At 42.9% G+C, this 21,485-nt stretch carries 19 protein-coding genes and 1 tRNA gene; 8 read left to right on the plus strand and 12 right to left on the minus strand.

Going from position 1 to position 21,485, the window contains the following annotated elements; genetic code table 11:
* Positions 1-131: 131 nt before the first annotated feature.
* On the minus strand, positions 132-929 hold the full coding sequence (gene cas6 / locus NZ583_06095) for a CRISPR-associated endoribonuclease Cas6 (GenBank protein MCS7281178.1): 798 nt from the start codon (positions 927-929) through the stop codon (positions 132-134).
* Positions 930-1,027: 98 nt separating this feature from the next.
* On the opposite strand from cas6, the gene NZ583_06100 reads away from it, so the two are divergent.
* A tRNA-Gln gene (locus tag NZ583_06100) sits at positions 1,028-1,101 on the plus strand.
* A 2-nt stretch (positions 1,102-1,103) separates the two neighbouring features.
* Here NZ583_06100 and NZ583_06105 read toward each other — a convergent pair.
* Together NZ583_06105 and NZ583_06110 are read right to left on the minus strand one after the other, a co-directional pair.
* Positions 1,104-2,759 carry a glutamine--tRNA ligase/YqeY domain fusion protein gene (locus NZ583_06105; GenBank protein MCS7281179.1) on the minus strand — a complete coding sequence of 552 codons (1,656 nt, stop codon included), beginning with the start codon at positions 2,757-2,759 and terminating at the stop codon, positions 1,104-1,106.
* Entirely contained in the window at positions 2,746-3,534 is a 789-nt protein-coding gene (locus NZ583_06110) for a DUF523 domain-containing protein (GenBank protein ID MCS7281180.1), read from the minus strand. Before NZ583_06110 ends, NZ583_06105 begins: the two co-directional genes overlap by 14 nt.
* Before the next feature lie 83 nt (positions 3,535-3,617).
* Here NZ583_06110 and NZ583_06115 point away from each other — a divergent pair, with 83 nt between their 5' ends.
* From NZ583_06115 to NZ583_06135, 5 genes are read left to right on the plus strand one after another with little or no spacing between them, the layout of a single operon-like run.
* Positions 3,618-4,496 (plus strand): glycine--tRNA ligase subunit alpha, encoded by an 879-nt coding sequence (locus NZ583_06115; protein MCS7281181.1) that lies wholly within the window; start codon positions 3,618-3,620, stop codon positions 4,494-4,496.
* The gene (gene glyS, locus NZ583_06120; protein ID MCS7281182.1) at positions 4,493-6,565 is read left to right on the plus strand and encodes a glycine--tRNA ligase subunit beta; all 2,073 of its coding nucleotides are present in this window, start codon (positions 4,493-4,495) and stop codon (positions 6,563-6,565) included. The genes NZ583_06115 and glyS overlap by 4 nt, the downstream gene beginning before the upstream one ends.
* Before the next feature lie 12 nt (positions 6,566-6,577).
* Positions 6,578-9,343: a pyruvate, phosphate dikinase gene (ppdK, locus tag NZ583_06125; protein MCS7281183.1), complete on the plus strand. Its 2,766-nt coding sequence runs from the start codon at positions 6,578-6,580 to the stop codon at positions 9,341-9,343.
* Positions 9,333-9,866 carry an epoxyqueuosine reductase QueH gene (locus NZ583_06130; GenBank protein ID MCS7281184.1) on the plus strand — a complete coding sequence of 178 codons (534 nt, stop codon included), beginning with the start codon at positions 9,333-9,335 and terminating at the stop codon, positions 9,864-9,866. Before ppdK ends, NZ583_06130 begins: the two co-directional genes overlap by 11 nt.
* 41 nt (positions 9,867-9,907) lie before the next feature.
* Entirely contained in the window at positions 9,908-10,120 is a 213-nt protein-coding gene (locus tag NZ583_06135) for a DUF2905 domain-containing protein (protein MCS7281185.1), read from the plus strand.
* A gap of 27 nt (positions 10,121-10,147) precedes the next feature.
* Here the strand turns inward: NZ583_06135 and NZ583_06140 are convergent, their stop codons facing one another.
* From NZ583_06140 to dsrA, 8 genes are all read right to left on the minus strand, one after another.
* A complete protein-coding gene (locus NZ583_06140) occupies positions 10,148-11,812 on the minus strand; it encodes an AMP-binding protein (GenBank protein ID MCS7281186.1) in 1,665 nt (554 codons plus the stop codon).
* A 116-nt stretch (positions 11,813-11,928) separates the two neighbouring features.
* Entirely contained in the window at positions 11,929-13,524 is a 1,596-nt protein-coding gene (locus NZ583_06145) for a (Fe-S)-binding protein (protein MCS7281187.1), read from the minus strand.
* Positions 13,525-13,529: 5 nt separating this feature from the next.
* Positions 13,530-14,435 carry a hypothetical protein gene (locus NZ583_06150; GenBank protein ID MCS7281188.1) on the minus strand — a complete coding sequence of 302 codons (906 nt, stop codon included), beginning with the start codon at positions 14,433-14,435 and terminating at the stop codon, positions 13,530-13,532.
* Between the two features lie 6 nt (positions 14,436-14,441).
* The gene (locus tag NZ583_06155; protein ID MCS7281189.1) at positions 14,442-14,759 is read right to left on the minus strand and encodes a TusE/DsrC/DsvC family sulfur relay protein; all 318 of its coding nucleotides are present in this window, start codon (positions 14,757-14,759) and stop codon (positions 14,442-14,444) included.
* A gap of 68 nt (positions 14,760-14,827) precedes the next feature.
* Positions 14,828-16,252 carry a hydrogenobyrinic acid a,c-diamide synthase (glutamine-hydrolyzing) gene (gene cobB, locus NZ583_06160; protein MCS7281190.1) on the minus strand — a complete coding sequence of 475 codons (1,425 nt, stop codon included), beginning with the start codon at positions 16,250-16,252 and terminating at the stop codon, positions 14,828-14,830.
* A gap of 9 nt (positions 16,253-16,261) precedes the next feature.
* Entirely contained in the window at positions 16,262-16,459 is a 198-nt protein-coding gene (locus tag NZ583_06165; GenBank protein MCS7281191.1) for a hypothetical protein, read from the minus strand.
* Between the two features lie 9 nt (positions 16,460-16,468).
* Entirely contained in the window at positions 16,469-17,533 is a 1,065-nt protein-coding gene (dsrB, locus tag NZ583_06170; protein ID MCS7281192.1) for a dissimilatory-type sulfite reductase subunit beta, read from the minus strand.
* 2 nt (positions 17,534-17,535) lie between these two features.
* A complete protein-coding gene (gene dsrA, locus NZ583_06175; protein ID MCS7281193.1) occupies positions 17,536-18,702 on the minus strand; it encodes a dissimilatory-type sulfite reductase subunit alpha in 1,167 nt (388 codons plus the stop codon).
* 92 nt (positions 18,703-18,794) lie between these two features.
* Here dsrA and NZ583_06180 point away from each other — a divergent pair, with 92 nt between their 5' ends.
* The gene (locus NZ583_06180) at positions 18,795-19,709 is read left to right on the plus strand and encodes a polysaccharide deacetylase family protein (GenBank protein MCS7281194.1); all 915 of its coding nucleotides are present in this window, start codon (positions 18,795-18,797) and stop codon (positions 19,707-19,709) included.
* Between the two features lie 64 nt (positions 19,710-19,773).
* On the opposite strand, the gene NZ583_06185 is transcribed toward NZ583_06180, so the two are convergent.
* A complete protein-coding gene (locus NZ583_06185; protein MCS7281195.1) occupies positions 19,774-19,971 on the minus strand; it encodes a tautomerase family protein in 198 nt (65 codons plus the stop codon).
* A 112-nt stretch (positions 19,972-20,083) separates the two neighbouring features.
* On the opposite strand from NZ583_06185, the gene NZ583_06190 reads away from it, so the two are divergent.
* Positions 20,084-21,484, plus strand: coding sequence for a CoA-binding protein (locus NZ583_06190; protein ID MCS7281196.1), 1,401 nt, complete (start codon positions 20,084-20,086; stop codon positions 21,482-21,484).
* Position 21,485: the final 1 nt, after the last annotated feature.

A 21,485-nucleotide genomic window follows, 5' to 3' on the forward strand; every position in this document is an offset into this window, starting at 1 on the left:
GCGCCCTCAGCCAGAATCTCATTACGCCGCGAAAAGAGGGAGCGCGGATTTCGGGGAGAGACCTTGGACTTGAGCCGGACAAAAATGCCGGACTCACAGTTTCTAAAGTAACGCAAACTTTTTTAAGATTCCTAGATAGCATTGGCCCAGCCGTTGGTGCTTTTTTCGCTTTTACGCATATCTTTATGCCAAACCTCTATACACCCAAATCCCTGGGAGTTTTTTGCTCCAAGACCTGTCTCGAATGCCAAAATGAAGAGCTTTTCCGGAAGATTCAATTCGAATATGCCGTCCCATCCCTTTATAATTGTCCCTTTGTAGCGAAGGATCCTTTGGTTTTTTGAGCTCACTTTATAAGGTCTTATGGAGCCTCCTTTTATGTCCTCACCGTAAAATGTCCTAGACTTCTTTCGCAGATTTTCTAGTAAAGATTCTTCGAACTCCCTTTCGAATGGGCTCAAGTAATACGTGCTCTTTCTTCCCTCAAAATCATTGGGAGTTCTGTAAACCGTTATGGGAGATAAGGTTCTCACAAGGATTCTTTCCTCGTAGTCGGGTAAACCTTCGACTTCTACGGATAGTATACAAAACCTTTTTCTGCCAAGTTCGAAGCTTTCACTTTTTAAAAGGTTTATCGCAAAAGACTCCACAAAGTCCCGCGAAGGTGAACATACAACGAGATTTATGTTGCCGTACAAAGTGATCCACTGGTTTTCTACAAATGCTCGCCTATCTGGTATTAACCTGGAAAAAGTAAAAAGCTTGAATGCCCTTTTTGTTACTGGATCAGTAAAACCTTCGTCATGGATCTTTTTTGAAAGCCATTCATCGAGATTTTTGTAAATAAAGCTTTGGACGAGCTCATTATAGTTGCACGGAAGGATAACAGGTTTTCCTTGAGGATCGGCAAACCTGACCTTTAACCGCACTCTCGAACTGTATATCAGTCGGAATGGGAAAATGCAAGAGGTTTTTTATGGCTTATTATTGACGGCGATAGTCTTTGATGCTATTATTTTTTTTGAACTGGGGGATCGTTCAACGGTAGGACAACGGGCTCTGAACCCGTGAATCAAGGTTCGAATCCTTGTCCCCCAGCCATTTTATTTTATTTTCTTCGAGTAAGGATCCTTAAGGGGTACAACCAGGTTTAAAACTGGTCGTTCTTTTTTCGAATCTTTGCTGTCAATACAGAAATACCCTACCCTTTCGAACTGAAAGACGCTTCCAGGCTCGCTTTGAGCAAGTTTTTTTTCAACGTAGGAAGGGAAGATAATCTCTAAAGACTTGGGATTGATGTACTTTAGAAAATCGTCTCCATAGGATGCTGGATCGGGTACTGTGAATAACCTGTCATAGAGTCTTACCTCAGCGGCAATAGCATCAGATTTCGCAACCCAGTGGATAACTCCTTCTTTACCTTTTTTTTCAACGTTTTTTGATTCGGGATCGTAAGTGCATATAAGCGTTTTTATCCTGCCGGTTTCATCTTTTATCACATCCTTGCACCTGATCCTATAAGCATACCTTAGGCGCACTTCACCCCCCGGTGTCAGGCGTTTATAGCCTGGAGGGGGGGTTTCGGAGAAGTCTTCTTCATCAATGTATATTTCCCGAGCAAAGATAATCTTTCTTGAACCCATCTCTGGTCTTTTTGGATGATTTGGACACTCAAGTATTTCGAACTTCCCTTGAGGATAATTCTCAATTAAGACTTCTATTGGCCTTATAACACCCATGATTCTAGGTGCCTTCCAGTCGAGGTCTTCTCTAACACAGTGTTCAAGTAAAGAGATGTCAACTAGGTTTTCGTTTCTTGCAACCCCTATCCTTTTTATGAAATCCTTTATGGCGTCCGGAGTGTAACCGCGCCTGCGAAGTCCTGCAAGAGTCGGCATTCTTGGATCGTCCCAGCCATCGACTATTTTTTCATCGACTAGTTTGGACAAAAGCCTCTTGCTTAAGACTGTGTGGCTTAAGTTTAGTCTTGCAAATTCGATCTGCTTTGGCTTTTCCGGACTAGTGACGAGTTCTTCAACAAACCACTCATAAAGGGGTCTATTGTTTTCGAACTCAAGCGTGCAGATCGAATGGGTAACACCTTCTATAGCATCTGACAGAGGGTGGGCGAAGTCGTACATGGGGTATATGTTCCATTTGTTTCCAGTTCTGTAATGAGGCACCTTTTTTATACGGTAAATAACCGGATCCCGCATAACCATATTGGGAGACTGCATGTCTATCTTTGCTCTTAGCACACAGGTTCCTTCTTCGAATTCTCCGTTTTTCATCCTTTCAAAAAGCTCTAAATTTTCCTCAACCGACCTTTCTCTATACGGGCTTTTTTTTCCTGGTTGCGTGAAGTTTCCTCTGGAAGCTTTCAACTCTTCAGGGGTTAGATGGCAAACGTAGGCTTTCCCTTTTTTTATGAGCTCTCTGGCGTACTCGTAGAGCTTTTCAAAATAATCCGAGGCGTAAAAGACCTTTTCTCCAAAATCGAACCCCAGCCACTTCACATCCTCAATTATCGCCTTTACATACTCCTCCTTTTCCCCTTCGGGGTCGGTATCGTCCATCCTCAAATTGCATTTTCCCCCGAATTCCTCCGCGATTCCAAAATTTAGACATATCGATTTTGCATGTCCTATGTGCAGATATCCATTCGGTTCGGGAGGGAACCTCGTAATTACCTTTGAATACTTTTTTTCTTTTAGGTCTTTTTCAATGATCTCCCTTATGAAATCCCTAAGTCCTTCCATGATTTCGGACGTTATTTTTTAACATTTCGCCCCTGCCACTGCAACAGTTGAACTGGTAGATCTCTTCGAATAAAGAGTAAAGGCGATACACAGCGTTTCTAGAAAGCCTCGTAAAAAGAGTTTTCTTTAGGTCACCTTCATTTTTTCTCGGATTTATAGCCGTTCCATCCGAGAAATTTTGGGATAATAACAGATGAGAATTGATCTTTAGGATTTCTAAAATCGAATCGTCAAATTGGCTCTTAAAGTCTTCCTTCGTCTTTTTCCTTATCCATGATGAAAGAAATACGCGAACGATAAAGTTTTTTTTCTTATCCTCCAATTTAAGATCCACCTCCTCCACAATGGGAACGTTCCTGAAATGTCTTTGTATGCTTTTTGCAAAGATACCCCTACCCTTTCGTGAAACTTCCAATCCGTTAGCATCGTATATTTTGGCACTCTTCCATCCGCAGCTTGGGGATTTGGATTTAAGTACGAATCCGTCGACAAAATGGAGTTTTGAAAGGAAGGACTCGCACACATTTTTTAGCAGCTCTGTCCGATCAATTCCTGTTTTTTCTTCTTGGACTATGAGTCTTCTTCGCTTCTTTTTAACGAGTATCAAAGGATTTCTTGGAACTCCAAGATTGGCCTCGATTTCTGGGCAAAAAGGGACTATTTCTGTGATCTCGGATAAGATTACGATACTTGCGTCAGATATTGTTTCGCCATTGTAGCGTACTTTTTCTCCAGTGAGACATTTGCTTACGACGATTATGGGTTTTGAATCCATCGATAAATTCTTACCTTTCTTACTCTTTCCTGTCCAGCGCAAGTTCTTGGCAATGGATTTCCTTTTGTGTTATAGAAAATTCGATGTACCTCCAGGACCTCATTATAGAGTTACAGAGATTCTGGGCTGAGAAGGGTTGCATAATTCAGCAACCTTACGACATGGAGGTTGGAGCTGGCACCTTCCATCCTGCCACCTTCCTTAAGGCTTTAGGACCGGAACCATGGTTTACAGCCTATGTTCAGCCCTCACGGAGACCGACTGACGGACGCTACGGGGAAAATCCCAATAGACTCCAGCACTACTATCAGTTTCAAGTTCTCATGAAACCGCATCCAAAAAATATTCAGGAAATCTACCTTGAAAGCTTACAGAGAATAGGGATCGATCCAAAAATCCACGATATAAGGTTCATAGAGGACGATTGGGAATCTCCAACACTCGGTGCATGGGGTCTGGGATGGGAGGTTTGGGTGGACGGGATGGAGATTACCCAGTTCACATATTTCCAGCAGTGCGGTGGGATAGATCTTAATCCCATACCTTGTGAAATAACGTACGGACTTGAAAGAATAGCTATGTATTTGCAGGATGTGGATAGCGTCTTCGATATAAAATGGAACGAGGATATACTTTACGGGGATATCTTTTTGGAAACGGAAAGAGAATACTCCACGTTTAATTTTGAAGAGGCGGATGTTTCTGTGCTCAAAGAGCTCTTTGAGACCTACGAAAGGGAAAGTGTAAGGATGTTAAAGGAAAAAGAGCTTGTTTATCCAGGATATGACTTTTGCCTCAAATGTTCACACATCTTTAATCTCTTAGACGCAAGGGGGGCAATAAGTGTTCAAGAAAGGGCAAATTACATCGCGAGGGTAAGGAATCTAGCCAAGATGACTGCAGAACTCTATCTCAAAAAGAGAGAAGATATGAATTACCCCTTGCTCAATCGAAAAAGATGAAGACTCTTCTTTTCGAGATAGGAACAGAGGAACTTCCTGCCCGCTTTATAGAAGGAGCCAAAGAAGGTTTTAAAAAGGCCCTCGAAGAAGCTTTCTACGCAAAGCGTATAAAGTTTGGGGAAATTAATGTATTCGCCACGCCAAGAAGGCTTGCTGCGCTCGTTTTCGGTGTATCCCCAAAGCAGGAAGAAATTGTGATTTTAAAGTACGGACCTCCTGTGACTGTGGCCTACGACGAGAAGGGAACCCCACTTAAGCCAGCCCTTGGTTTTGCTAAATCACAAGGAGTCGCTATCGATGATTTAAAGAAGGTTGAAAAAGACGGGGTTTTAGTTTTGGCATGCGAGAAAAAGGAGGGCGGGAAGGACACTGAGGATATCCTTCCAGAAATAGTCGGGGATGTTATATCGAAGATCCCCTTTCCAAAAAAAATGAGATGGGGGTTTGAGACCTTTGAGTTTGCAAGACCGATACAGTGGCTTTGTGTGATCCTCGACGGGAAAGTGATAGATGTTAAAATCGCAGATGTAAAAAGTGGAAATCTAACTTACGGGCATAGGTTCTTAACTAAAGGACCAATCGTAATAAATAACCCTTTAGACTATGTACCAAAACTCAAAGAGGCCTACGTCATTGTCGACGAAAATGAGAGAATGAGACTCATAATGGAAGGCATAGAAAAAATCGAAAAAGAGACCGGATCGAAAGCCGTATTCAGTGAGGAACTTTTAAAGGAGATACTCTACATTACCGAGTTTCCATATGCAATGAAGGGTAGCTTCGACCCGATCTACCTTACTCTGCCGTACTACGTCGTTATAAACGTTATGCAATCACACCAAAGATACATACCCCTTGTAGGCGAAAATGGGGTTCTAAAGCCCTATTTCATATTTTTTGCGAACACTCTTTCTCCTTTTTCCGACGTTATCGTAAAAGGAAATGAAAAAGTCCTAAAAGCAAGGCTCGACGACGCCAAATTTTACTTTGAAGAAGACAAACGGATGGATTTTTTTTCGCTTTACGAAAGGCTCGATAGCGTTGTGTTTCATGAAAAATTGGGAACGATGAAGGAAAAGGCCGAAAGGGTTGAGAAAATAGCCGGCCATCTCGCAGATCTACTGAACTTTAAAGACATTTCAAAACTTAAAAGAGCATCTAAACTACTTAAAGTTGATCTTCTAACCCATATGGTTGCAGAATTTCCAGAACTTCAAGGAAAGATGGGTAGGATCTATGCCCAACTTAGAGGCGAAGACGAAGAGGTGTCTTATGCAATTGAGGAGCACTACCTCCCGCTTTCATCGGAGGGAGAACTGCCAAAGACAAGGCTTGGCATCATAATGAGTATTGCAGACAAAATCGATACCCTCGTTTCATTCTTCTCAGTCGGAATAACACCCACAGGTAATTTAGATCCCTATGGACTTCGAAGGTGCGCTATAGGTCTTGTAAGAACGATAGTGGGGAAGGAGCTTCACATCTCTTTAGGTGATCTCATTTCATTCTCCTATCTTTCAGCATCCCACATAGAAAAAAGGCTGCCTTTAGATGTAATAAAGACGGAGCTATTAAACTTCATAGCCACAAGGTTCAAGTTTTTGATGATAGACGAGGGATACGAGTACGATCTTGTAGAAAGTGTTCTGTCCTTTGCACATTTAGACCTTTTCGATGCGTATCTTAGGCTTTGTAGTCTAAAAGAGGTAAGATCGGTACCAGAGTTCGAAAAACTGATCGTTGGGTTCAAAAGGGTTTTCAACATTACGAAAAAGGTTGAGGATTCATATGAGGTTAAAAGGGAGCTTTTCGAAAAAGAAGAAGAAGAGACCTTACTTTCAGTTTATGAAGTGAGAAAGGAGCCTTACTACTCGTACATCAAGGAAAGAAAGTACAAAGAAGCCGTTCGTTTGCTTATGGATTTTAAGGAACCGATAGATAGATTTTTCGATCGGGTATTTGTGATGGTCGATGATGAAAGAATCCGGAAAAATAGGCTCGGGCTTCTAAAGAGGATAAAGGACATGTTTACGGATTTTTGCGATTTTGAAAGAATAAAATCAGATTGAAGGAGGAGCTAGATGGAAAAGAAGTACGTCTACTTTTTCGGAGGAGGCAAGGCTGAAGGGGGGGAAGAAAAGAGGGATCTTTTAGGCGGAAAAGGGGCTTCCCTTGCGGAGATGGTTAATCTTGGCATACCCGTCCCTCCGGGTTTCACCATAACGACAGAGGTTTGCACTTACTACTACCAGAATAACATGAAACTCCCCGAAGGGCTCGAGGAGGAGGTAAGGGAAAATATAAAAAAAGTAGAAGAACTGATGGGTGCAAAATTCGGAGATCCTGAAAGACCCCTTCTTTTCTCTGTTAGGTCCGGCGCTCGGGTAAGCATGCCTGGTATGATGGACACGGTACTGAACCTCGGGCTTAATGACAAGACCGTTGAAGGTTTGGCAAGGCTTACTGGCAATGAATGGTTTGCCTGGGACTGCTACAGAAGGTTCGTCCAGATGTACGGAGATGTGGTTTTAGGGCTTAAACCGAAAAGTAAAGATGAGCATGATCCTTTTGAAGAGGTAATAGAGAAAAAAAAGAAGGAAAGGGGGATAAGATACGACATCGAGTTTACAGTAGACGATCTAAAAGAACTCGTCAGAGAATTCAAAACCTTAATAAAGGATAGAACTGGCAAAGACTTTCCTTCGGATCCGTACGAGCAGCTATGGGAAGCGATTGGGGCAGTTTTTAGATCGTGGAATAATCCCAGAGCGAAAGCGTATAGAGAACTCAATAATATTCCAGAAGATTGGGGAACGGCCGTAAACGTCCAGTGTATGGTTTTTGGGAACATGGGCTTGGATTCGGCAACAGGTGTTGCCTTCACAAGGGATCCGGCAACGGGTGAGAATCTCCTTTATGGAGAGTACCTCCTGAATGCCCAGGGTGAAGATGTGGTTGCCGGAATAAGGACACCCCTCCCCCTAACCAGAGCCCAGAAATCTGACCCTAATCAGAAATCCCTAGAAGAGGAGATGCCAGAGATATATAAGGAGCTTGTGTCAATCCGGAACACTTTGGAGCGCCATTATAAGGACATGCAGGATATTGAATTTACGATTCAGAAAGGGAAGTTGTGGATGCTTCAGACAAGATCCGGAAAGAGAACTGCCTTCGCAGCGCTAAAGATCGCAGTTGACATGGTGAGGGAGGGATTGATCACAAAAGAAGAGGCGATTATGAGAGTTGAGCCCGACCAGTTAAACCAGATTCTCAGGCCCATATTCGATCCCAAAGAGAAAGAAAAAGCCTTAAAATCAGGTAAGCTTCTCGCCAAAGGGCTTAATGCTGGACCTGGAGCTGCCACAGGCCAGGTTGTATTCAATGCTGAAGATGCGGAGGAATGGGCAAGGCAGGGAAAAAAGGTGATCCTTGTACGGATTGAAACTTCTCCAGAGGATATACGAGGGATGAACGCAGCTCAGGGAATATTAACTTCGAGAGGCGGAATGACAAGCCACGCAGCACTCGTTGCAAGACAGATGGGTAAAGTTTGCGTGGTAGGATGCGAAGATCTGGAGATAAGTTATAAAGAGAGAACTATTAAGGTAAACGGAAGGGTAATTCGGGAAGGCGATATGATATCCTTGGATGGAACTACAGGTGAAGTATTCGAAGGAGAGATAAAGACGACCCCATCTGAGGTTCTTCAGGTTCTTGTGGAAAAGAAACTGAAGGCCGAGGAGTCAAAGATCTATCAAGACTTTGCCACATTTATGGGTTGGGTCGACGAAATAAAGAGTCTTGGCGTTTACGCCAACGCCGATTTACCGGAGCAGGCGGAGATCGCGTGTGCCTTTGGTGCGGAAGGTATAGGGCTTTGCAGGACGGAGCACATGTTTTTTGAAGGCGAAAGGATAGATGCGGTAAGGGAGATGATAATCGCAGAAAATAAGGCGGAAAGGGAAAGAGCGCTAAGCAAACTACTTCCGATGCAGAAAAACGATTTTATCGGTATCTTCGAAGTAATGAAGGAGAAGCCAGTAACTATAAGGACTCTCGACCCACCTCTACACGAATTCCTTCCAAAGGAAGAGAAAGAGATAAGGGCTCTAGCTAGTAAGCTTAATGTAAGCTACGAAACTCTTATTGCTAAAATTGAAGGGCTAAAAGAGGCGAATCCCATGTTGGGCCACCGCGGTTGTCGTTTAGGTATTATGTATCCGGAAATAACTGAGATGCAGGCGAGGGCAATTTTTGAGGCGGCGTGTGAGGTAAAGAAAAGGGGTATAAATGTGAAACCGGAGATAATGATTCCACTTGTGGGACACGTAAACGAAATAGCTCTCCAAAAAAAGATAATAAATGATGTTGCGGAAGAGACGTTTAGAAAGTATGGATCCCGAGTGGACTATAAGGTGGGGACCATGATAGAGGTTCCGAGGGCTGCTCTTGTGGCGGATGAAATAGCAAAAGAGGCGGAGTTCTTCTCCTTTGGAACGAACGATCTCACACAGACGACTCTCGGGATGAGTAGGGACGATTCTGGAAAATTTTTAGTCTACTATCTTGAGAAGGGCATATACCCATACGATCCCTTCCAGCGGATAGATGAAGAAGGGGTTGGAAAGCTTATGAAGATAGCAGTCGATCTTGGAAGGAAAACCCGTTCTGATCTAAAGATAGGTATATGCGGAGAACATGGAGGGGAACCTAATTCTGTCGAATTTTGCCATAGAATCGGGTTAGATTACGTGAGCTGTTCCCCTTTTAGAGTAACTATCGCCAAACTTGCCGCGGCTAGAGCAAAGATAAAGGAGAAGTTAAAAGATCTCACGTATGAAGGATAGTCTTCTTTTACACGTCTGCTGTGCACCGTGTCTAATTTATCCACTCAAGGTCCTAAGAGAGGAAGGTTACGAGGTTACGGGGTTCTTTTTTAATCCGAACATCCATCCCTTTTCCGAGTTTAAAAAGAGGTTGGAGACTCTCCTTTCATATTCGAAAGTTGCGCTTTTTCGTCTAATCACAGATCTCTCCTACGATCTAGAAAGCTTTTTAGAAGGCCAGCTTGCAAATAAAGAAAAGAGGTGTCTTTACTGTTACAAAATTAGAATGGAAAGAACATTTGAGCAGGCCCTAAAGGACGGTTTTAAGAATGTAACAACGACTTTACTTTATAGCAAATATCAGAAACACGAAACCTTAAAAGAATTATGCCAAGAGTTATCCAAGGCGTACGGTATAAATTTCGTCTACTTCGACTTTAGGACCGGATGGCAGATGGGCTTGTCGGAGTCAAAGGCTTTAAACATGTACAGACAGAACTATTGCGGATGCATATTCAGCGAAAAAGAAAGGCACGGAATTTGAGTTTTGTCTTAGGCTGCATTATATAGATCTTGGAGGTTGATATGGGAGGGATAGGTAAGATCCTTATCTTTGCAGGGCTTATGCTCGTACTTTTAGGCATAATCTTCGCCTTGGGAGAAAAAATCCCTTATATTGGAAAGCTTCCAGGAGATATTCACATAAAAAAGGAACGTTTCTCTTTTTACTTTCCGCTTACAACGAGCCTTCTTATTAGCCTCATCCTTACGATCATCTTTTCCATATTGAAGAGGTAGACCGGATCAAAAATGCCAATTCCCGCTTCATCTTAAAGGATCATGACCTTCAAAAAGGTACCTCTTGATTTTATTGGTCGTTGTTTTAGGGAACTCCTCGAACCTTAATGAGAAGCTTCTTATTCTTTTGTAATCCGCAAGACCTTTTGAAACCGTCTCAATTTCCCTCCTTATCACCTCTTTTAACACCTTTTCCCTTTCTTCTTTTTCCGAAAAATCTCCAAGCCTGTCTTTCACTACTTCCTCATCAGGGAAGATTATCGCATGAAGCTCCTCTTTTTGATCTCTCTTTTTTAGTAAGACGAGGGCTTCTTTAACGTACGGCGACTTACATAGGATATTTTCTATCTCTTCCGGATAAATGGTTAGCCCTCCTTTAGTAACTATTGCAGATTTTTTCCGGCCTACTATGAAAAGGTAGCCATCTTTGTCCAAAAAACCGAGGTCTCCGGTTCGGAGATAATTCTCCATGAGAAAAACTTCCTTATTCGCCTCATCATTACGGTAATATCCTTTCATCACGTTTTCGCCTCGAATTACGATCTCTCCAACTCCATCATGCCCTGGAGCCCAAATCCGCACCTCCACACCGGGAAGCGGGATTCCGCAACTACCAACCTTTGGTTTATCGGGCGGATTCAAGGAAACAACAGGTGATGCTTCTGTAAGGCCATATCCTTGGATTACTTTAAAACCTAATCTTCTCATCTTGATCTCAACATCCTCAGGAAGATGGGCACCCCCGGAAACAAAAAATCTAAGCCGCCTAAGGCCCATGCTCTTTTTAATGCCCACCTGCACCAATTTTTTTAAACCCGGAGTTCTCAAAGCGAGAGTTATGAAAAGTCTTTTAACCGGAGAAGACAATTCAATCCGCCTCTCGATACCGCGTAAGAGTTTCTCCAAAAAGAGAGGGACAGCAAGAATTATGGTGGGTTTGGCACGAGACAGGTCCTCCAATAGTTCTTTCGGCTTTAGCGAAGAGGCGTAAGCGATGGAGGCACCCGCTGCTAGAGGAAGCAAATTTCCCGCAACGAGTTCATAAGCATGAGAGATTGGTAGTATTGAGAAGAATCTATCATCCTCACCCACCTTTACCATCGAGAGGATCGATCTTATATTGGATAGGACATTCCTGTGCGAAAGGAGGATCCCTTTCTGAGTACCTGTTGTGCCAGAGGTGTAAAATAGTATTGCCGGATCTTCAGGATCCGGCTTTTCTTCTAACGACAAATTGTAAGTGTTTTTCTCTTTCTTATCGATGAGATCTAAAAACTGGTCACGGTCGAGATCGACAATCTCTACCATTCTCTCCGCTACCATATCTGCTATCTGTCTTATAAACCTTCTTTCCGTGAAAAGAACTCTTATATCAGAATGGTCTATTATGCCCTTAATCTCAAAAAAACCGAGTCTTGTGTCAAGAGGCACACAGATCGCCCCAACACTTTGGATCCCAAAGAACGAAATCAGCCACATGGGCCCGTTTTCGCCTAAAATTCCCACCCTTTCCCCTTTTTGGACGTTCAGTCTCTTCAAGTAAAGACCAACCTTATCCGACAAGTTCTTTAACCGTCCGTAAGTAAAGAAATCCCCCTTTACGAGGGCAACACGCTCTCCGTTCTCTTTTGCTCTAAGCTCGAGAAGGGAATTTAAGGTTAAGGCTAAATAAGGGAGGTTCGAGCTTTTCACTTTTAAAGATTTAAGCTTTTTTGTAAAGTCCGCCTATATACTTATTTTATGATCTCTATCTTTTGACGAATAGACGATTTCTCTCAAAGCTGAAAATCGAGCCTTTCGAAATCTACCTAGTGCCATTCCCATTCTATGAATGGCTTTTTTAAATCCTCCAAGGCATTTACTATCAATTCCGCAATCCCACCATAAAATATTCCGCACAACTCGTTTGTCTTGAAAGAATTAAAAAGGTCTCTTAGCTGTCCTTTACAGTTAGAGCACGGAGCGCACACATATTTCTTGACATCCGGGGAAATTACATCTTGGAACACTTCTAAGATCTGTTTTAACTTCATCCTTCCTGAGACAGAGCTTCTCCAGGACGGGAAGTTCATGGACTGGATTATGGCAAAACCGCTCCCACCACCGCAGCAGTAATTGTGTATCCCATGCGGTTCCATCTCCCTGAAGTCAGGACAGATCCTTCGGAGTATCTCCCTTTGAGGTTCGACGATGCCCATGAGTCTTACAACATTACAAGGGTCGTGGAGTGTGACTGGAAAGTTATTCTTTTTGGGATCGACTTTCAGCTTTCCTTTAACAATCAGATCCCTAAGTAGTGGTAAAGCGCTTTCCCTTGGAATGTTCATATCTCCCGTAAGCACCCTGTCGGCGACAACTACAAGCGCCTTATGAGCATGCCCGCACTCGCCAACATTTATCTTTTTAACTTTGAGTTTTTTTGCAACTTCGATGTGCCTTATTGCAATCCTTGCGAACTGAATATCATCGTACCAAAGTCCGTAATTAACAGCGTCGTACCCCATAAGGTCGCTAGATAGAGTCCAATCTATATTTGCAAGATCGAAGATTATGGCAAACGCTTCAACATTTTCTGGCCATGAAAGATACTCACCTGCGTTGTGTATGAGTAAAACCTCTGCCCCTTCCTTGTCAACTGGGATCTTTATCTTTTTTCCCAACTTTTCTTCTATGTCGCTTTCTATAAATTCGATGATGTTCTTCAATGCCTTTGGAGTTATACCGGTTGAGGAACCGACCTTGAGTTGTTGAACAGTTCCTAGTTCATGCAATTCTTTTGGGGCAAGTCCCAGTTCCTGACTCAAAAGTTTTCTTATTTCACGCGAGATAAGACCGTTGTCAACCCCCAACGGACAGGCCATAGCGCACCTTCTGCAAAGTGTACATCGATAGGCAAGTTCTCCCAATCTCGCGATTGTTTGCCAGTTGAGTTCCAGATCACACCCAGAAAGCTTAAGAACCACACTGCTTCTTTTCTTCACGTACCTTTCTACTAATCTTCTTAAAATCTCTCCCCTTAGGGTCGGTCTGTAAATTTCTTTTTTTCCTGAGGCTATATATACTGGGCAATGGTCGTTACAAAGCTGACATCTCACGCAGTACTCGAGGGAATGATAAAGAGGCATAAGGAATGTCCAGTTATTCTCGGGGGTCAGAAGTTTTTGAAGACCATTTATGAATTTCCTTACAATCTCCTCTTCTTCTTTTCTGTCCTTTGGCATTCTTATTCCGAGTGCAGATATTCCGTCAAGGGATGAATCGAAAGTTTTGAGCTGATCTTCGGTTAACCCTTGAATATCTGGTTCAAGATCTCTTCTATTGTAGGGATACGGAAGGTCAATAAGGTCTTCCTTTTTGATCTTGAGTAATCTTTCCTTCTTTTTTGAAAAATCGCTTATCCTCATCAAGACTATACCCTTGCCAAATCAACCCAACTTTTGCCCTTATCAATGTGTGGAGCAGACCACGTAACCTTCTTTTCAAGAAGGCGCGCAACTTTTCTTTCCAGACTGCTTCCCGGTATGTTTGGCTCGTCATCCCATCGGATGAAAAAGAAGGCAAAAAACCTTGTGATGTAGTGGAGCCAGCGGGTGTACGGAAGGTAAAGAAGGAAAAGATCGTAAACCATTATGTGGATTGCTGTCCACAAACCAACACGGCTAAAATCGAAACTTAAAAGTCCCGCCCAAAATAGTCTATATTCTTCAAGTTTTGGGTCCGTAAAGAACCATGAGTAGAAACCGGTAAAGAAAAGAAGAAACGTCACGCCATAAGTGATGTAGTGTAGTAGGACGGCATACTCCCTTAAACTTTTGTCGAAAACCCGGTTTAAAAAGATAAGTACAGAACCGACCATGCCAGTTAAAAAGCTCAAAACCCCAATAATTAAAGTCATGTGGTAAAGAAAAGTTCCTACAATGGACGGTGAACTGTCCGAAACCTGTCCTCCTCGGATGATGTATAGTCCACTGATAAAACAGAGGAATTCAAAAAACATGGTAAGGATGAATCCCATATGCCAGGGATATAGTCCCAACCAGTAAAGGAACTTTCCCTTTGCATAATCTGAAAGAATGAAATAGTCCTTGAGAAGGAAAAAAAATCCACGAAGATACTTTTTCTTCCTTTTTTTTAACCACCAGTCCTTTTCTTCGAGGTAGGAGCTGGCGGATGGGTATTTTTCTTCATGTATGACAGGATAGAGTTCCCATCTAAGATGGACCGGCATCTTAAGGTATTTTGCCAGTCTTACAATGTAGACGTGGATTAAGAAAAGATGGGCGAAATAAGTAAATAAGGCTAAAAAAGTCTCCAATTTGTGCTACACACACCCTGTCGGTTTTGGTAAGCCCGCGATCTTACACGCACCCTTGGCAGGGCCAGATGGGAAAAGTTCATATATCTTTTTGAGGTCAAAGCCCGTTTGCTTACAAAGCATTCTGATTGGCGGGGCTATTTCGAATTTCAGATAGTACTCCCTCAGATAGTTAACCACCTTCCAGTGATCTTCTGTAAGAGGATAGGCATTCTCTATCTTTGCCAGATCTTCTGCTACCTCTTTATTCCACTTTTCAGGTTCCTGAATGAAACCATCCTCATCAACTTCAATCTCAATTCCTCCCAAAATCGCCTTCGGCATACGCAACCTCCTTTCTTATATGGATGTTTATGAATTTCGGCGTTTCATAGTGAAAGTTATGCAATTCTCTAACTACTTTTTGCCTCTTCTAAAATATAACTACTGGACCCTCTTTCTTTCAACTTCCCACAAAGATTGACAAAATTTTTAGCCCAGACTGGAAGTCCGATCCCGTGAACATGAGTATAGGAAGCAAACGCGTTTTTGTATAGAATTCCATCACTCAGCCCATAACCCCCCCTCCCCCTCCTCATTCTTAACACAAATTTAACGGTACTTTTGAGTTTTAAGGCTGAATGATGGAATTCGTGGCCTCTAATAATTAGTCCTTTAGGATAAAAAGGATTTTCTTCCACTACCTCAGCCTCCACATAGCCATGCCCTTCCGGTCTTTTTCTTAAGAAAACGTCGGCTGGTATTATACCAGCCATCTTAACCCTCAAACCTTTGTAAGAGACATGGTCGCACAGATACATAAGACCGCCACATTCCGCATAAAGAGGTTTTCCCTCTTCTACAAAGTTAGCCACATCTTCCATAAGGGTTCTATTCGAAGAAAGCTCTCTTAGATATAGTTCTGGGAATCCCCCACCAATATAAATCCCGTCAACATCTGGAAGTCTTTTGTCTAAGATGGAATTGATAAACACTAGTTCCGCCCCTTCACTCGTGAGAGATTCCAAATTTTCAGGATAGTAGAAATGGAAAACGCTATCGTAAAAGACACCTATGCGAACCACGTTTCTTTTAGGATGTTTTCTTTCATCCTTTAAAGATGGCACACTCATAGGGGGAGCCTTTTTCGCAATCTCTATTATTCCCTCAATATCGAGATGGGGCTCAAGAAACGATGCGATCTTTTCCAATATCAAAAGATTTCTTTCCCTTTCTGGAAAGGGAATGAGACCCAAATGTCTCTCACCGATTAGCAAACTTTCCTCTTTGGGAATCACGCCCACAACTGGAAGCCCGCAATACTTTTCTATCGCTTTTATGAGTTTTTGGGTGTGTCTTTCGCCTGCCACCCTGTTCAGTATAACTCCACAGAACATCGTTTCTGGCTCGAAATTTCTATAACCCTCAATAAGGGCTGCCACACTCCTCGCCATCTTATGAGTGTTCACAACGAAGATTAGAGGGGCTTTTAAGATCCTTGCGATATGAGCCGTGCTTCCACTACCATCGTCACTCACACTGTCATAAAGCCCCATGTTACCTTCTACCAGTGCAAGATCAGCACGTCCAGCATAAGTAACAAACTGCCGAATTAGCCTTTTTTTCCCCATTAGGTAAAGATCCAGATTCCGGCAAGGATTACCACTTGCTGCTTTAAGCCAGGTGGGGTCTATGTAATCGGGACCTTTTTTGAAAACTTGGACGTTTATTCCCCTTCTCTTTAAAAGTATTGATATTCCGCATGTGATTGTGGTTTTTCCTGCCTGTCCAGATGCGGACCCAAAAACGAGTCTCGGAAGCGGCTTCTTTTCCGACACGGCTTTTGCTTATTCTTTTATTTTCACGAACGATGTTCCTAGAAAAATGTATTCTATCTTTCCTTCCTTGCTCAGTTCTCCGATGGCCTTATCGACAAGGTGTTTATCTTCATTTAGTGCACGGGCTATATCTCTGTTTTTTGCTTTGCTTACGGTCTTTAGATACTCCAAAATCTTTTGTTTTAGTTCCTCACTCACTTCTCCCATAAGTGCCCCCTACCATTTGAACTGAGTTGTTGTTCTGTAGGTCTCTACGGCATGTGTAAAATCATCTATGTGGTATTCAGTAAACGGAATTCCTGTCAGCCTAAAAAACTTTTCCCATCCTATCCTCTCTATCCACTCTCCCATCCTCTCGTACCTTCTTGCATTCTTCGCGTAGACTTCCAAGATCTTTTTTATAACCTCAACGACTTCGGGCCATCTGGGTGGGTTATTTGGAAGATAAGGCACTATAAGCCTCGAAAACATGGGTGGCTTTCTGGCATTCGATACTTTTCCTCCGGCGTAAATCGCCACGCCGTCCCCTTCAGGGTCAGCAATTGACATAGCCGGACAAACGGTAAAGCAGTTGCCGCAGTACATGCAAAGTTCCTCCCTAACGACAACACTTTTTATGTTTGGGTCTGGATGTCGCCTTATCGCACCTGTAGGACACGACTGAATCGTTGTGGGTATTTCACACTGAGCCATCAGTTTTTCGTGATCGATTCTCGGGGGCTTGGTATGGACCCCGACTACGGCCAAATCCGAACAGTGGACAGCACCGCACATGTTAATGCAACAGGCGACCGCTATTCTCACACCTGCAGGAAGGCTCATAGAAGTGAAGTAGTCGTATAGCTCGTCCATTATGGCCTTTACTATCCCTGAAGCATCTGTTGCCGCACTGTGGCAATGTATCCAACCTTGGGTGTGAACAATGTTTGTAACGCAGGGACCTGTTCCACCAACAGGTAAACCGAGTCTTTGGACTTCTTCTATTATCTTGTCCACATTTTCTTGTTTATCCGTCAAAAACTCGATGTTGTACCTGCTCGTGAAACGGAGATAACCATCGCAGTACTTATCAGCTATCTCGCATATATCCCTTATGAAATCGACGCTTACGAGCCTCGGAGAACCGACCCTCACAGAGTAAAGTACATCCCCGCTTTCTGCGACGTGTTTTAAAACCCCTGGTTTCACAATCTCGTGGTATTTCCATTTCCAATAATTCCTTTTGATTATGTCCGGAAGCATGTCCTTATAGTTCGGTGGTCCTATGTCTGTTCGTGGCATGGTTACCTCCTAAAGAAGACGTAAGGATTCGACCTCGGTCTAAAAACCATCTGGGGCTGTACTGGAAGACCCATGTCTTTTAAAAACCTTGCAAAACTTAACCTTTCAATTAGTTCTGCGAGCCTTTCTCTTGTCCTTCCGTGCTCATCCCACCAGTCCCAGATCTTCCTTAAAAGGGATTTGACTTCCGAATAAGGTGGTTCCATCTTCATAAAAGGTACAATAACCCAAGAAAGATACGCGCCTTTTAAAATAGGGGCCTTTCCCCCAACTAGTATGGTCGCTCCTCCTTCTGTTCCGGGTCTTATAGCCTTCGGCATCTTATTAATACAGTGCATACACCTGGTACAGTCTTCGGGAACAAAATTTAAAACCTTATTTTTCTCATCCCAACTTATCGCTTCTGTCGGACACTTTCTTACTACAGTTTCTATGTCAAAACCGTTCTTTACATACTCTCTTACTGCTTCCTGATCGATCCTTATCGAATCTCTCCACGTTCCAATTATCGTAAAATCTGCCCTCGCTATCGCAGCGACACAGTCATTGGGACATCCTGAGATTTTGATCTTGAATTTATAAGGCCATCTGGGCCTGTGGATCTCGTCCTGAAACTCCATTGTCAGATCGTAGGTGATATCAAGAGTGTCAATCGTGGCCCACTCACATCTTGCCGGACCAACACATCCGGAAATCGTTCTTAGACCTGAGCCGGATCCTCCCAGATCGAAGCCTGCTTCTGTAAGCTCATTAAAACATGGCTGCAAATTCTCTGTTTTCGCACCTAAAAGTATTATGTCTCCCGTTGAGCCGTGAAAATTGGTCATGCCACTTCCGTACTTTTCCCAAATATCGCAGATCTTTCGTAAGGCCTCAGTTTTGTAAAACCATCCTGCGGGATGGTTGACCCGAAATGTATGAAAGGCCGCCACTTCCGGATACTCTTCTGGTTTATCGCAGTACCTACCTATTACCCCGCCTCCATAGCCCGTAACCCCAACTATTCCACCGTGCTTCCAGTGTGTGATCTTGTCTTTATACGAGAGTTCCTCAACTCTTAAAAGATCCAGTGCAGCTTTGTTTTTCTTTGCGGCCCTCTTTATCTCCTTTACAAAACTGGGCCATCTACCTTTTTCCAATTCGTCTAGTAATGGCGTTTCGCTCTCCATACCAAAACCTCCATGGGTTTTTTCCTCATCTGAACTTATATCAGTGGTAGGCGCCCTTGTCAACCGAAACGTTTAACTGCTATTATTCCATCGTGGAGCGCATAATAGGGCTAAAAATAGACGTCGATACGTATTTAGGTATGAGAGAAGGTGTTCCAAAGATTTTGTCCATTTTAAAGACGTACAACATAAGGGGTAGCTTTTTTGTGCCCATGGGATATGACAATACGGGAAGGGCAATAAGAAGGGTATTTACGCGGAGGGGCTTTTTGAGTAAAGTAAAGAGAATTGGTGTAGTAAAAACATACGGTATAAAGACACTCCTTTATGGAGTCTTTTTGCCTGGTCCAAAGATTGCTGAAAAGAACGTAGGGATTCTAAAAAGAATCTTGACCGATGGGCACGAACTCGGAATACATGGATATGACCACGTCTTCTGGCACGATCGGATAAAAAAACTTGGCTATGAAAGGACAAAAATAGAAATAGACAAAGCCGTAGAGACCTTCACAAGGCTTTCTGGACAAAAACCTAAGTCCTTTGCTTCACCTGGCTGGATGGTAAACGTCCACGCTCTAAAAATATTAAAGGATTATGGATTCTCATACTCAAGCGACACAAGGGGCCGAAACCCTTTTTATCCGGTTATGGGTGGAGAGTTCATCCCTATACTACAAATCCCCACAACCCTTCCTACCCTTGATGAGATAGTGGGAATCTACGGTTCTGATGAGTTGTCCCTTTTTGCCCACTACAAGAACCTCTTAAGCTTTTTTAACGTTTTAACCATCCATGCAGAAATTGAAGGAAATAACTGGGCGAATTTTCTTAAAATCTTTTTCGAAAGGACTCTTGAAAGTGGGTATAGATTTTTAGCCTTAACGGAGATAGCAGAAAACGTAGATCATCTTAGTGTCCCTCAACACGAAATAATCTACGGAGTGGTAGGAGGAAGGGCTGGCGAGGTATGTATACAGGGACCGAAAATTGAAGGATCAGAAAGTTAAGCCTACCGATTAGTCCTTGCCTATTTTTTCGATTTGGCTTAGAGTTCCTTTTGCCTTTTTAAACTCAGTCTTTTTTCGTTAAAATGTCTTCTAGTAGCTCCCCTCTTACTCCCACATCTTCCGGTGTAGCCTCCCTTATATATACCACAAAGGCTGATTTGTCTAGCCCTGTAAGTTTTGCACCTATTTCTGTGAATGACCTTATCATCTCCCTTTTCTTTTCTTTGTCGAGCTTTGGACCGTAAAAAAATATCGTTGGCATCTTATCCTCCTTTGGGTGGCTTTTTTAGGCACGTACCTTATCATTTTACTTTTGTCAAGCAAAAAAGAGTTTTTTGGTCCTAAGACTCCTTTGTGGTAAGATTGATTGAAGTATGGATTCCATTTTCCAAAAAAAGCTAAAAAAAGTCTTTTCTCCAAATTCGATTGCCGTAATTGGAGCATCGGACAGTTTTGAAAAGTTAGGCTATCATGTAATGAAGAGTCTTGTCCTTGGGGGTTATAGGGGCTGCTTATACCCTGTGAATCCGGCATCCGAAAGAATATGGGGTCTTAAAGCTCATAGATCGATTCTAGATATAGAGAAAGAAGTGGAACTCGCTATCATAGTGGTTCCTGCAAAAAAATCCCTTGATGTGCTTTTTGAGTGCGGAAAGAAAAAAGTCATGGGTGCTGTCATAATAAGCGCAGGATACAAGGAGACCGAAGGTGATGAAGGAAAGTATCTTGAGGAGAGAATGAGGGAACTTTCAGAGGGGTTGGAAATTCCTATTGTCGGTCCTAATACTTTCGGTTTTGTGAATGTAACGGATAAAGTCAATGCTTCGTTTACGTACGAATTCTCTTTAATCAAAGAAGGTGGCACTACAATCATAAGTCAAAGCGGAGGGTTTTGCCATCTTATCGGTTTTTTGGCGATCGAAGAAAGGATGGGTGTTGCAAAACTTGTGGGGTTGGGAAACAGGGTGAATTTGGATTTTCACCACACTGTGCGTTATTTTCTCGAGGAGGATTCGGCAACTAAAGCTTTGGTTTTATACATTGAGGGTATGGATGAACCGAGAAAGCTATTCAATGCAATCTCTCAATCGAAAGCAAAAAAACCGATTATAGCGTACAAATCTGCAAAAAATGTGAAAAGAGACGTCGCAAGTAAATTCCATACGGGAAGCCTTGCTGGAAATTACAAAATCTGGAAGGGTGCTTTTCGTCAGTTTGGTATCCTTGAGGTTGCTGATTCAGAAGAACTTATCGACATCGCAAAAGCTTTAGAGGCATGTCCATCAATGAGGGGTGAACGTGTGGCAGTCCTTTCAGGACAGGCAGGTCCGGGGATAATAGCGGCCGATGTTCTTGAAAAGGAAGGTTTAAAACTGGCGAATTTTTCTGAGGTCACACAGAGAAAAATAGATGAACTTCTCCCTCCACTCGCTATAAGGACAAATCCAGTGGATATGGGTCCTGCCTGGTACAGTCCTAAAACTATCCTCTCTATTCTTAAAGTCGCATCCGACGACGAAAACACAGATGGAATACTCTTTCTCAATATGTTCGCATCCGCCAATTTAAAACTCGTAAAGGAAATGGTTAGGATTTTGAGAGATCTGGAACCCTTCAATAAACCTGTCATTGCCTGCCTTTGCGCACCACCAGGGATATGGGACGAAGAGATAAAAGAGATAGATGGTCAAAAAGGAATAGTGGTCGTTCCTACACCTGAAAGAGCTGCAAAAACTTTGGCGAATCTATATAGAATCGGCTCTACTGGCAGGTAAG

The organism is Thermodesulfobacteriota bacterium, assembly GCA_025062045.1.
Classification (GTDB): Bacteria; Desulfobacterota; Syntrophorhabdia; order Syntrophorhabdales; family JANXAF01; genus JANXAF01.